The organism is Leptospiraceae bacterium, from assembly GCA_025059995.1.
Classification (GTDB): domain Bacteria; phylum Spirochaetota; class Leptospiria; order Leptospirales; family Leptonemataceae; genus SKYB61.
This window is the reverse complement of the sequence record JANXCF010000003.1, coordinates 45031-57739: the sequence shown is the minus strand read 5'-3', so window position 1 is coordinate 57739 and position 12709 is coordinate 45031. Positions and strand designations below refer to the sequence as shown.

Here is a 12709-nt window from a genome sequence, read left to right as displayed (position 1 = left end):
AATTCTTTTCGACTTATGAAATTAGAAAAAAAGTTAGCTATTTGCTCCATTCGAAGAACACCCTTTGCTCAAATTGCGAAAGGCTTAGGAAGATTCCCTGCCCATCACTTAGGAAAAATGGTAGCAGAAGATATTTTAAAAACAACTGGGATAGACAAAACAGCGATTGATGGTGTGATTGTAGGTGAAGGTTTCCCGTTTGCTCCAAACTCAGCGAGGGTCATTGCCAATCTCGTAGGACTGCCGGATGAAATTCCCGCCATCACGGTAAATCAAAATTGTGTATCATCCATGGAAGCAGTAGTAGAAGCGGCAAGAAGGATACTTTTAGGTGAGGGTTCCGTTTTCCTTGTGATTGGAGAAGAATCCCAAACTTCAATGCCTTTTATCATTAAGAACGCCCGACAAAACAAAAAAACCGGAAGTTTGGATAAACTAATCAAATTACTTCCAGATAAACTCCCCGAAGGAGTCGAAATCAGAGATACCTTAGAAGATGGATTAGGGGATGGAGAAACAAGTTATGGCATGGCAATGACGGCAGAAATAGTTGCTCAAAATTATAAAATCTCTCGACAAATCCAAGATCATCTTGCTTATGAAAGTTTCAAAAGGGCTTATGAGGCAACTAATGAAGGTAAATACGAACCCTTCATGATAGAAGTAATTGATGATGAAGGAAATCCTTTGAAGGCAGATGAGGCGGTCCTTTTAAGAAAAGGTATTGTTGAAAACCCCAGCCGCATGGAAAGAGCTACTTTACTTTTTGATAACCCAGCTATGAAGTGGGAGGAATTCAAAACAAAATATGCAAAGGACCTAAAAAATGACATTGGTCCAACCGTGACCATCTTTAATGCTTCTCCTAGATCTGATGGAGGCGCAGGCTTGATTTTGACAACACCAGAAAGAGCAAAAGAACTGGGACTACCAATCCTTGCTTACCTCACAGGATGGAAGATGAAAGGAGTTCATCCTAACATCATGGGAATTGGACAAGCAGTAGCAACTTTGGAATTACTAAAAGAATTTCAGTTATCTCCTAACGATATTGATGCCATTGAAATTCATGAAGCATTTGCTGCAACCGCTGCGGGAGCTTTAGAAGAGATACGACTCCAAACAGGATTTGATTGGCAAAAACGCTTTGAAGAAAAGCGAATCAATATCTACGGTGGTTCTATTGCCATAGGACACCCTTTTGGTGCAACGGGGATCCGTCTAATAGCCAATGCTGTAATGGATTTTCAATACAACCACGACATCAATCGAGTGATTACGACGGCTTGCGCTCATGGTGGGGTAGCAGGTGCTTTAATGATTGAGCGAGCTCAATGATTTAAAAGAAACATCCTTCGGGATGTTTCTTTTTTTTTTAGGTTCTTGTTCGAATTTTTTCTAAGACAATGCGATTTTTATAAAACCCACAAACTGGACAAACTCGATGTGGTTTGATCAAACTCCCACAATTCTTACAAGTCACCAGATTGGGTTTCCCTAAAGCATGATGGGACCTTCGTTTTCGCTTTTTTTCTTTTGAGATTTTCCTCTTTGGAACACCCATAATAAACTCGCTTTATGAAAGATTGTGAAAGATTTTTTTTCATTGCTATTTTGACAACTCAAATTTTTATCATTAAATCAGTTGATGTGAATAAACATTAAAATCAAGATCAGAAATTTTTCCTTCTTTGAATAAATAATAACCTAAAGTTGCGATCATGGCTCCATTATCAGTGCAAAAGAGTTTATTTTTTGGGTAGTAGATTTGAACATCCATTTCTTTGGATAATTCGTGGAGCTTTTTTCGTAATTCCTCGTTGGCTAAAACCCCACCTCCGGCTTCAACCCTTTTGATTTTCGTTTTTATGATGGCACGTTTTAGCATTCTGATAACAAGTTCAAAACATGTTTCTTGGAAGTCATAGCAAATATTTGGAATAGAAAAAGAATTTTGTTTTTGTATAAGGTATAATAAAGCAGTCTTGATTCCAGAAAAAGAAAAAGTGATTTCTTCTTCGTGTAGATCTTTTAAGATTTTTGGGAAGAGTTTTTCATCGTTTTTTTGTGGTTGGTGTTTTTTTGCCATCTTTTCAATTTGAGGTCCACCCGGATAGCCTAATTGTAAAAGACTTGATGCTTTATCGAGAGCTTCACCAAGAGCATCATCCTGTGTGTTTGCAATGGTTTGGAGTTTTCCTAAACCTTCCACATGATAAATGGCGGTATTTCCTCCCGATAAAAGTAAGCCCAAAAAGGGATAGGTTGGTTCTTCTTGTCGTTCCAAGAAGTTTGCATAAAAATGAGCCTCAACGTGATCTACAGTTACAATGGGTTTTTGATAAACCAAAGAAAAGGTTTTTGCAAATTGTCCTCCTATCATCAAAGAGCCCACCAGCCCAGGTCGGTTTGTAACGGCAACATAGGAAATGTCTTCTGGTTGGATTTTGGAGCTTTTGATGGCTTTTTCGTATACTTCGTTGATTTTTAATAAGTGCGAACGACTGGCAATTTCAGGAACAACGCCATAGAATTTTTGGTGTTCTTTGATTTGGGAATACACCACATTCGATAATAAAACCTTTCCTTCTTTTACGAAGGCAATGCTGGTTTCATCACAAGAAGTTTCAATCCCCATTCCAATCATATTTTATTGATTTTGTGTGAGAGTTTGATAGAATTCAGGATTTTCCTTCTTTAGGATTTCTAATACTTTATCGCAATTCACTCGGTTGTTCCTGCAACTTATATAAAAAAGTTCCATATCGGATTGTTTTGATCCTGTGATTTCATTTTGAATTCGTAGTTGAATAAAATGCTTGATGACCCTTTCTACATCCACTTTTGTTGGTTCGGCACTACATGAGGCGAATATCAAAAACAATAAAAGCGATTTATTCTTCATGAAATACTCCTTGAATGTCTTTGATATGTTCAATTTCTTTTATATCAAGATCAAGAAAATCGACTTCCTTTTTTTGGGAAACTGGAATTATGATGGAACTGACTCCCAGATTATGAAGTTCTTTTACTCTTGCATTGATTCTGGGGATAGGGCGGATTTCTCCTGTAAGTCCGATTTCTCCTAAGAATGCTTTTGTTTTAGGAATCGGTTTTTCCCAGTGGGATGAAAGGATTGCCGTTGCAATCGCTAAATCTAATCCCGGTTCGTGAGCAGTTAGACCACCTGCTAAGTTCGTAAATACATCTTGCTCGTTAAGGTTGATTTTTAGGAACTTTTCCATCACAGCAGTAATTTGTATCACTCTTCGAACATCAAGACCTTCCGCCATTCGTTTTGTTGGTCCATGATTGGTTCTTGTTACCAATGCTTGGACTTCCACAGCGATGGAACGGCTTCCTTCTAAAATGGCTGAGTAAGCACAACCGGCGCTTGGCACTCGATGGATTTCTTGAGGGATGGTTTGTAAAACCTTCAAGCCATCAGGATGCATCTCGAAAAGGGCTACCTCTCCCACATTTCCAAAACGATTCTTTATAGCCCGAAGGATTCGAAAATGATTTAAACGATCACTCTCGAAATAAAGCACGGTATCCACCATGTGCTCTAAAAGCTTAGGTCCTGCTATGGTTCCTTCTCTTGTGATGTGTCCAATCAAAATCATGGGAATATAGGTTTGCTTTGCTATTTCCATCAACTGAAAAGCTACGTATTTTAATTGGGATACCGTCCCAGGTAAATTTCCGTTTTCGGTTTGAATGGTTTGCACAGAATCAATGATTACCAATTCTGGTTTTTCCCTCAATACGAGAGCGATGATTTTTGATAAATGGGTCTCTTTGGAAAGATAAATGTTTTTTCCTGAGATTTTCAAACGTTCAGCTCGGATTTTGATTTGTTCTGGTGATTCTTCTCCTGAGAAATACAAAACTTTTTTTTGGGATTTGGCAAAATTTTCAGCAATAGTGAGCATTAAAGTGGATTTACCAACACCGGGTTCACCTCCTAGTAAAATCAACGAACCTGGAACAAATCCTCCTCCCAAAACCAAATCCAAATCCGGTATACCGCTTTTAATCCGATAATCTAATTTTGTATTGATGTCCGATAAATCTTGAATGTGAATGTCTTTGAGATCTTCTTCAATGGTGCTTGCATCGATTTCGATGATAGTATTCCACGAGCCACATTTATGGCATTTACCATTCCATCTTAGATGAAGTTCACCACAGTTAGAACAAATATATTTTCTTTTTTCTTTCATCACAAAGTAATAATCTTTCAATTTTACTTTTTTTTTGAAAAAATCAAAAGCAGTTTTAAAAACTTTCTAAGTTATCAAAACGAAACATTTCTGGTCGATAGGCAAGTTTGAAGCTACCTAATGGTCCGTTTCTGTGTTTGGCAATGATGATTTCCGCTCTTCCGAAATTTTCGGGGTCCTCTGCATCATTTTGGTCGAACTGTGTTTCTCTGTGGATAAACATTACAATATCTGCATCTTGCTCGAGAGCTCCTGATTCCCGTAAATCCGAAAGTTGAGGTCGTGCGTTTTCACCTCGTCTTTGCTCAACAGAACGATTCATTTGAGATAAAGCAAGAATGGGCAGATTCGTTTTTTTTGCTAAAAGCTTCAAGCTTCGGGAAATACTGGCTACTTCCACTTGACGTCCAAATTTTTTGGTCTCAGGATCCGATAAAAGTTGTAAGTAGTCGATGATGACAATGCCAGGTTCTTTCCCTTGTCGACGTAGTTCAATCTCGAGTTTTCTTGTTCTTGCTATGCAATCCCAAATATCTAAAACTCCCGTATCATCAATGTAGATGGGAGAAGAAAAAATCCTTGCTATGGCTTCTTTGATGGCATCGTATTTATGGCGTGGGATATGTCCGCGCTTAAGATCACTATGATTGATTTGGGCTTCAGCACTCAACATCCTCAAGATTAATTCCATTCGGCTCATTTCCAGAGAGAAAATGATAACAGGTTTTTGGTAATACATGGCAATGTTCATGGAAATGTTTAGAGCAAAAGTGGATTTTCCCATTCCGGGTCTTGCCGCAAGTAAAATCAACTCTCCACCTCGGATACCAGATGTCATGCGATCGAGTTCATGAAACCTCGTAGGTTGACCCGTTAATCCTCCTTTTGCTTCAAAAAGTTTCCCAATGTATTGTAGGAATTCTTCTTTAAAACTTTCAATCGGTTGTATGCTGGAGACTATGCTTTCTCCCGTGATTTTCAATAATTCTTCTTCGACTGTTTTAATAAAGCTTGCTTCGTTTTCGTGGGGTTCGAAGGCTTTGTTTGCAAGTTCATATAATTTTTGAATTAGCTTTCTTCTGACGGAAAAATTGTGAATCCTTATAGCATGATGGATGGCATTAGTAGGAGAGGTGGTTTTATCAGTGATGGAAAATATATACTCAGCTCCTCCGACTTCTTCTAATTTGTTGTGATCTTCTAAATATTGAATAAATCGAATTGGCTCAATTTCTGTTGTTGAATCAGACTCACGGATTAAATGTTCAAGAGATTTAAAAATGATTTGATGAGACCTCAAAAAGAAGTCTTCACTTTTGATGATATGGGAAATCTGAAAGAAAATATCTGGGCGTATCATGATACCGCCCAGCACTTGGATTTCTGCTTCTATGTCTTTGGGTAAATCCAAGCTGGATTCAGTAGGAATAATAAACAACTCCTATGAGTTGTTTTTGGTTTCCTCGGGAGAAATTTCTTTGTTTTCTTCTGTTTTTGTTATTTCTTCTTTTTCTTGTGTTTCCTGACTTTCTTCTTGATATGGCACCACCTTGACTATTATTCCCACTTGATGTTCATCAGATAATTCGATTTTGATTTTAAAATCTCCCAATTGTTTGATAGGTTCGTTTAATAGAATTTTTCTTTTGTCAATCGAGACTTTAGCCTTCTCTTCTAAAGCCTTTGCCACAATTGCGGGTGTCACAGATCCATACAGCTTATTTTTTGCTCCAACTCGCATGGGTATTTCGATTTCTTTAAGTTCTTCGAGAATCTTTGCTATTTCTTGGACTTGTTTTTTTCTTTTTTGTCTTTTTATTTCGATGATTCTTTTTTGATGTTCTAATACTTTTCTACTGGATTCATCATAAGGAATCACTAATTTTTTCGGTATTAGGTAATTTCTCGCAAAACCTGGGGATACCTTAACTACATCACCAGCATCACCTAAATTGGGAATATCTTGTTTTAAAATTACTTTCATAAGTTCCTCCTGATTTAAAATCAAAACGGTATATCGTCTTCCGTTCCATCCAAAACAGGATTGATATCTTCTGAGGATACTGGTTCTTCCCGTTGTTGGGATGTTTCAGATTGGGATTTTGGAGTTAAAATCTGAATATTATTTACTACTACATTGATTGTGCTTACAGTCTTTCCTTCTTCATTTTGCCATGAATTTTGACGTAGTCTTCCTTCAATGGCAACAAGCATCCCTTTCTTTAAGTAATTACGTGAAAATTCTGAAAGCTTCCCCCACGCAATGCAAGGAACGAAACTGGTTTCCTCTGCAAGTTCACCATTTTGTTTTTTAAATCTTCGGTTGTTGGCTATGTGAAACGTGCAAAAGGAACCTCCCGATGATTGTGCAACTCTAAATACTGGATCTGCCGTTAATCTCCCAATCAAAAAAACGTAGTTCATATCACTCATACTAAAAGTTAGTTACTCTTTTTTTGTATTATGTCTTTCTTTTTTGAACTTTTTTTTAAATAAAATTGTAAAATTTTTGGGTGGGTTTGGAGTTTAAATTTCAATTCTGATGTTTTGTTTTTATCCATGATGAAATCACCAAAAACATATATTCCACTTGTGAATTTACGTCTTTCGTATTGGAGATCCTGTCTTCCTTTTATATCTAAGTTTAAGTTTTTCACTTGGAATTCTTGAAATATTTCTTCTAGTGTTTCTTTGGCTTGCTCAATGGAAAGCTCTGGACTCAAAATAACTACCAATTCATATTCACGGTAATGAGTCATCATAAAATAACTAAAAATTTTTTTTTCAATATTTAGTCAAACAGCTTTATAAAATTCCTAGTTTTTCTCTTTTTTACTTTTTTGTAAAGATTTTTACATAAATTGAAATTTACAAGTTTTTCTGTTAGTTTAATGCGTTAAACATGAAGAAAAAATCAATATTTCTCATCTTGATTTTGCCCTTACTACTCATATACAATACAAAGCCAAAGAATGTAATTTTACTTATTGGTGATGGAATGGGGATTGGACACATCTCAGCTGCGATGTATAGCTCTAACAAACATTTGAACATAACGAAGTTCCAGCACATTGGTTTTACAACGACCCATTCTTTGGATAACTTAATTACTGACTCAGCTGCCGCTGGAACTGCCATCGCAACTGGACAAAAAACCTACAACAATGGAATTTCGGTCAACATGCAAAAGGAACCCATCAAAACCATTATGGAGTATGCTAAAGAAAAAGGATATGCTTTTGGAGTAGTGGTGACATCTTCGATTGTTCATGCAACTCCAGCGGTGTTTCTGGCTCATGCTCCACATCGAGAAGATTATTATGATTTAGCAATGGATGTGGTTGAGATTGAACCTGACGTTGCTTTTGGTGGTGGTATTGAATACTTTAAAAACCGACCCGATGGCATAGATTTAATCAAAAAATTAGAAGAAAAAAATTATCGCATATTTTATGACTTAAGCGAGATAAAACGTTTTCGTGTGAAGGATCCAAATCAAAAGTTCATAGCATTACTGGCAAAGGATGGACTTCCACCTGCTATTAAAACAGAGCTGAATAAAAACTTAGAATATTATGATTATCTATCCAAAAGGTCTGATTATTCGAAATCTCGTCCCAAAGATGCGTTAGAAGTCATGACAAGAAAAGCATTAGAAGTCTTTGAGGCAAAGAACAAACCTTTCATTTTAATGGTTGAGGGTTCACAAATTGATTGGGCATCCCATGATAACAATTTTTCGTATTTGTTAGAAGAAATGTTGGATTTTGATAGAGCTGTTGGCGTTGCGTTAGAATTTGCTCAAAAGCACAAAGAGACCTTGGTGATTGCAACCTCAGATCACGAAACTGGCGGTTTTACCATCACCAGCGGTAAGCCTGATCCAAAGAAACCTAACCAATGGGAATTCCAAACCAAATTTGCAAGTACACGCCACACAGGGGTTTTAGTTCCCGTATTTGCTCATGGACCAGGTGCCGAAGTTTTTCAAGGTTTTTACGATAATACAGACATTTTCAAAAAAATCAAAGTACTATGGATTGACTAATTTACTAATCAAAAAGTCTTTTTGGTTGTGTTGGGGATTTTCCAAGACTAAGTTCAATAGGTCTTGTAGTTTTTCCCCAATTTTTTTTCCTTGATACCCTGCTTTTTGTAGGTCAATACCATTTACAGCTAAGTCTTTAATAACCAGAGGTTCGTTATCTAAAGAAAATTTCAACCACAGATAAAACTCTAAAAGTAGTTTTGAAGTTTGAATTTTTTTTTCATTCAAGTTGAATGATTCTTGCAGAAACCATTCTTTGAAGTTATCTAGGAATTTTAATGAGTTTTCACCTAATTCTTTTTTGATTTTGCTCAAGATTTCTCGAAAGCCTCTGAGTTTCCGTTGGATTTCTATTTTTGAGTAATCTTGTAGGAGCTTGTGATTTATTTCATCACTTGTGAATTCAGAAAAGGGATGATATTTGATAAAATCTTCTATCAAGGTGATATATAAAGAAATGTGTTGGATTTTTTCGTTGGAGAATTTCCAATGCTTTCCTACTTCATAAGAAGAAAATTTATGACTCCAAAACCAAAGTGCCATTTTGAAAACATCACTAGAAAACTGATCCAAATACAAAAACCAATACCTTGATGGTTCTTTGATTTTTAAGAATGAAGCTGGTAAAAACAATTCTAATAGATTTAATTCATATAGTTTCTTTAACATGAAAGAAGTTTGTTTAGCTTGAAAAGACTTCCAAAGTTCGTCCGTAAACCTTTCGATGGATATACTTTGGATGGATTTTCGAACAGCTTCGTTCTTGATGGCAGATTCTGTTTTGTCCTCGAGTTTGAATCCTAATGTAGAAAGAAATCTCAGAGCTCGTATTGGACGAAGACCGTCTTCTAAAAAACGCTCAATGGGATTACCCACAGAACGAAGGATTTTTTTCTCAAGATCACTCATGCCATTGTATAAATCAATGAGTTTGTTTCTCAAAACATCATAAGCAAAGGCATTGACCGTGAAGTCTCGTCTACTCAGGTCATCGTAGATGGTTTTTGCATAATCGATCTTTTCCGGATGTCGATGATCTCGATAGATTCCTTCTTTGCGATAAGTGGTGCATTCTATTTTTAAACCTTCGAAAAGTATTGTTACGGTGCCATGCTTGATCCCAGTTGGAATGACTTTGTGAAATAACTTGCTTACCTCTTCTGGTCTTGCATTGGTGGCTATATCAATATCTTTTGAACGATAAGCACGCTTCAATAAAACATCCCTCAAAAAACCACCAACAAGATAACACTCAAAATGGTTTTGATGAAAAATTGAAGAAATTTTATAAATTTTTTTATATAAAACTTTATCGATTAATTCTTCTAAAAAAAAGTCAATTTCCATTTAGAATGATTCAAAATTCTATTGTCATGAAACCAAGAAACTAAATTTTTATCTTTTATCATGACTTTTCGTGGGGAGTCTTTATGAAGTTTGAGTTTTCACGAAAAGGCTTTCTTAAAAAGTTATTTTTTACAAGTAGTAGTGTTCTTCTTTTGAGGGATTTGTTTTCACAAGCCAAAAGTCTTCCTAAAATTGAGTGGCGTTGTGTCTCGAGCTATCCTCGTAGCTTAGATACCATTTACGGTAGTGCTGAGGTGATGGCAGAATATGTTCGCAAGATGACCAACGGAAAATTCAACATCAGAGTCTATCCAGCAGGTGAACTCGTCCCAGGTCTCCAAGTCATGGACGCTGTCCAAAACGCCTCCGTCGAAATGGCTCACACCGCTTCCTACTACTTCACAGGAAAAAGCGAAGCTTTAGCCTTCGATACCGCAGTTCCCTTCGGACTCACCGCAAGACAACAAAACGCTTGGCTCTATCATGGAGGTGGACTTCAACTTATACGTGAAATCTACAGTGAATTCAACATCATCAACTTTCCCGGTGGAAACACAGGAGCTCAGATGGGGGGATGGTTCCGAAAAGAAGTCAACACTTTGGCAGACCTAAAGGGATTGAAGATGAGGATACCGGGGTTAGGTGGGAAGGTGATGAGTGCTTTGGGAGTGAATGTTCAGGTGTTGGCGGGAGGAGACATATATCCAGCGTTGGAGCGAGGAGCGATTGATGCTACAGAGTGGGTAGGACCATATGATGATGAGAAGTTAGGATTTTACAAAGTAGCAAAGTATTACTACTACCCAGGTTGGTGGGAACCTGGAACAACCCTAACATTCTTAGTGAACAAAAAGTCTTGGGAAAGTTTGCCAGAAAACTACAAGGCAATCTTAGAAGCAGCATGTGGATATGCAAATGTTGATATGGTCGCAAAGTATGATGCCAAAAATCCAGAAGCACTTCAAAAAATGTTGAAACAAGGTGTTCAACTTCGAAAATTCTCTGATGAAATCATGAATGAAGCATATAAAAAATCAGTAGAAATTATGGAAGAATTAGCATCAAAAGATAAAGTATATAAAAAAGTTTATGATTCTTGGAAAAAATTCCGTGGTGATATTAACGATTGGTTCAAAACAACAGAACTAACCTATGCAAGTTTTGGTTTTAACTTGAAGTAGCTTTATTTCTATGGAAAACTATGGAAAACCAGAAATTTGAAAAGTTGATATCTCTATCAACAAAAATCGATGCTTTTATTAACAAGATAGGTAGATTCCACATTTGGCTTGTTGGGATCATGACCATCATTTCTGCATATAATGCTATCACGAGATATTTGGGTAAATATTTGGGATTGGATTTGAGTTCGAATGCGTTTATTGAAACCCAGTGGTATCTTTTTAGTTTGATTTTTCTTTTGGGAGGGTCTTATGCCTTTCTTCACAATGCTCATGTCAAGATTGACATTCTCTACAATCGTTTTTCGGATGAAGTAAAAACAAAAATCAATCTTTTTGGAACTCTTTTTTTTCTCATGCCATTTAGTTTATTGATGATTGTGGTTTCAATACCCTCTGTTGTGAATTCTTGGAAGGTTCTCGAGATGTCCCCTGATCCCGGGGGACTTCCTCGCTTTCCTTTGAAGACTTTTGTGCCCATCTCTTTTGTTCTTTTACTTCTACAAGGTATATCGTATTTTATTAAAAATTATATTCACCTAAAAACTCATAAAGAATTCCCCGAAGATCGACCTATTACGGAGAAAAGTATATGATGGAAAACATTTTTGGTCCTCTGATGTTTATTGGATTACTAATCTTTGTGTTCAGTGGTTATCCTGTGGCTTTTGCTTTAGCAGGAACTGGGATTTTCTTTTCTGTCATTGGCATATTGCTTGGTATTTTTGATTTTTCTTTTTTTAATACACTTCCTGAAAGACTCTTTGGTATCATGTCCAATTATGTTCTTCTTGCCATCCCGTTTTTTATCTTCATGGGCACAGTTTTAGAAAAATCCAAGCTTGCTGAGAATCTGCTTACAACCATAGGAATGCTTTTCGGACCTCTTCGAGGTGGATTAGCAATCGCTGTTGTTTTTGTAGGAACTCTTCTTGCAGCTGCAACAGGTGTTGTAGGAGCCACAGTGGTTGCTATGGGCTTGATTTCTCTTCCCATCATGTTAAGATACAATTACTCAAAAGAACTTTCAGCTGGGGTGATTTGTGCCTCAGGAACCTTAGGACAAGTAATCCCTCCAAGTGTGGTTTTGGTGGTATTAGGAGATCAATTGGGTGTGTCTGTCGGGGATTTGTTTTTGGGTTCCGTGTATCCAGGACTTCTTCTTTCGGGATTGTACATTATTTTTATAATCATTGTAGCACTGGTTCGTCCTGATTTGGTGCCTGCATTACCTAAAGAAGTTCGTAATATCCCCACAGTGGAGCTCATCAAAAAAGTAATTTTTGTTCTCCTGCCTCCTTTGTTTTTGATTCTGATGGTTTTAGGAAGCATTTTCGCTGGGATTGCAACTCCAACAGAAGCTGGAGCCTTAGGTGCAGTCGGAGCAATGATTTTAGCCGCACTTAACAAGCAACTCAATCTAAAAAACCTCAAAGAAGCCATGGATGATACCGCAAAACTAACAGTTATGGTGGTTTTTCTTTTAATTGGCTCAACCGTATTTGCCTTAGTCTTTCGTGGTTTCAATGGGGATGTTTGGATTGATCATTTGCTTACGAATCTTCCAGGAGGAAAGTGGGGATTTTTGTTTTTCGTGAATTTTGTGATTTTCATTTTGGGGTTTTTCATTGATTTTTTTGAGATTGTGTTTATCGTCGTTCCCATGGTGGTCTCTGCCGCTATAAAGTTAGACATTGACATGGTTTGGTTTGGTGTGATGATTGGAATGAACCTCCAAACATCGTTTTTGACACCTCCTTTTGGGTTTTCTTTGTTTTATTTAAAAGGAGTAGCTCCACCAGAACTCAAAATCCAGGACATTTATCGTGGAGTTGTGCCATTCATAATAATACAACTCATAGGTCTCATCATTATGATCGTTTTTCCTGAAATAGTAAATTATTAAA

14 protein-coding genes are annotated in these 12709 nt (G+C 36.9%); 5 read left to right on the top strand and 9 right to left on the bottom strand.

Annotated features, from left to right (window positions below):
• Window positions 1–15: 15 nt before the first annotated feature.
• Complete coding sequence (locus tag NZ853_04885; GenBank protein ID MCS7205010.1) at window positions 16–1338, top strand: thiolase family protein; 1323 nt, start codon at window positions 16–18, stop codon at window positions 1336–1338.
• Window positions 1339–1375: 37 nt separating this feature from the next.
• Here NZ853_04885 and rpmF read toward each other — a convergent pair whose 3' ends face one another.
• From rpmF to rpsF, 8 genes are all read right to left on the bottom strand, one after another.
• Entirely contained in the window at window positions 1376–1564 is a 189-nt protein-coding gene (gene rpmF, locus NZ853_04880; protein MCS7205009.1) for a 50S ribosomal protein L32, read from the bottom strand.
• 72 nt (window positions 1565–1636) lie between these two features.
• On the bottom strand, window positions 1637–2647 hold the full coding sequence (gene tsaD / locus NZ853_04875) for a tRNA (adenosine(37)-N6)-threonylcarbamoyltransferase complex transferase subunit TsaD (GenBank protein MCS7205008.1): 1011 nt from the start codon (window positions 2645–2647) through the stop codon (window positions 1637–1639).
• Between the two features lie 3 nt (window positions 2648–2650).
• On the bottom strand, window positions 2651–2905 hold the full coding sequence (locus tag NZ853_04870; GenBank protein ID MCS7205007.1) for a hypothetical protein: 255 nt from the start codon (window positions 2903–2905) through the stop codon (window positions 2651–2653).
• On the bottom strand, window positions 2895–4226 hold the full coding sequence (gene radA / locus NZ853_04865; protein ID MCS7205006.1) for a DNA repair protein RadA: 1332 nt from the start codon (window positions 4224–4226) through the stop codon (window positions 2895–2897). Before radA ends, NZ853_04870 begins: the two co-directional genes overlap by 11 nt.
• A 55-nt stretch (window positions 4227–4281) precedes the next feature.
• Complete coding sequence (dnaB, locus tag NZ853_04860; protein MCS7205005.1) at window positions 4282–5664, bottom strand: replicative DNA helicase; 1383 nt, start codon at window positions 5662–5664, stop codon at window positions 4282–4284.
• A 3-nt stretch (window positions 5665–5667) separates the two neighbouring features.
• The gene (gene rplI / locus NZ853_04855) at window positions 5668–6210 is read right to left on the bottom strand and encodes a 50S ribosomal protein L9 (protein MCS7205004.1); all 543 of its coding nucleotides are present in this window, start codon (window positions 6208–6210) and stop codon (window positions 5668–5670) included.
• A gap of 20 nt (window positions 6211–6230) precedes the next feature.
• The gene (gene ssb, locus NZ853_04850; protein ID MCS7205003.1) at window positions 6231–6659 is read right to left on the bottom strand and encodes a single-stranded DNA-binding protein; all 429 of its coding nucleotides are present in this window, start codon (window positions 6657–6659) and stop codon (window positions 6231–6233) included.
• A gap of 8 nt (window positions 6660–6667) precedes the next feature.
• Window positions 6668–6988 (bottom strand): 30S ribosomal protein S6, encoded by a 321-nt coding sequence (gene rpsF / locus NZ853_04845; GenBank protein ID MCS7205002.1) that lies wholly within the window; start codon window positions 6986–6988, stop codon window positions 6668–6670.
• Between the two features lie 140 nt (window positions 6989–7128).
• Between rpsF and NZ853_04840 the strand changes: the two genes are divergently transcribed.
• Window positions 7129–8274 carry an alkaline phosphatase gene (locus tag NZ853_04840; GenBank protein ID MCS7205001.1) on the top strand — a complete coding sequence of 382 codons (1146 nt, stop codon included), beginning with the start codon at window positions 7129–7131 and terminating at the stop codon, window positions 8272–8274.
• Here NZ853_04840 and NZ853_04835 read toward each other — a convergent pair.
• On the bottom strand, window positions 8260–9621 hold the full coding sequence (locus NZ853_04835) for a hypothetical protein (protein MCS7205000.1): 1362 nt from the start codon (window positions 9619–9621) through the stop codon (window positions 8260–8262). The two genes, NZ853_04840 and NZ853_04835, sit on opposite strands and share 15 nt — an antisense overlap.
• A gap of 83 nt (window positions 9622–9704) precedes the next feature.
• On the opposite strand from NZ853_04835, the gene NZ853_04830 reads away from it, so the two are divergent.
• From NZ853_04830 to NZ853_04820, 3 genes are read left to right on the top strand one after another with little or no spacing between them, the layout of a single operon-like run.
• A complete protein-coding gene (locus tag NZ853_04830) occupies window positions 9705–10802 on the top strand; it encodes a TRAP transporter substrate-binding protein (GenBank protein ID MCS7204999.1) in 1098 nt (365 codons plus the stop codon).
• 20 nt (window positions 10803–10822) lie between these two features.
• On the top strand, window positions 10823–11398 hold the full coding sequence (locus tag NZ853_04825; protein MCS7204998.1) for a TRAP transporter small permease subunit: 576 nt from the start codon (window positions 10823–10825) through the stop codon (window positions 11396–11398).
• Window positions 11395–12708: a TRAP transporter large permease subunit gene (locus NZ853_04820; GenBank protein ID MCS7204997.1), complete on the top strand. Its 1314-nt coding sequence runs from the start codon at window positions 11395–11397 to the stop codon at window positions 12706–12708. The genes NZ853_04825 and NZ853_04820 overlap by 4 nt, the downstream gene beginning before the upstream one ends.
• Window position 12709: the final 1 nt, after the last annotated feature.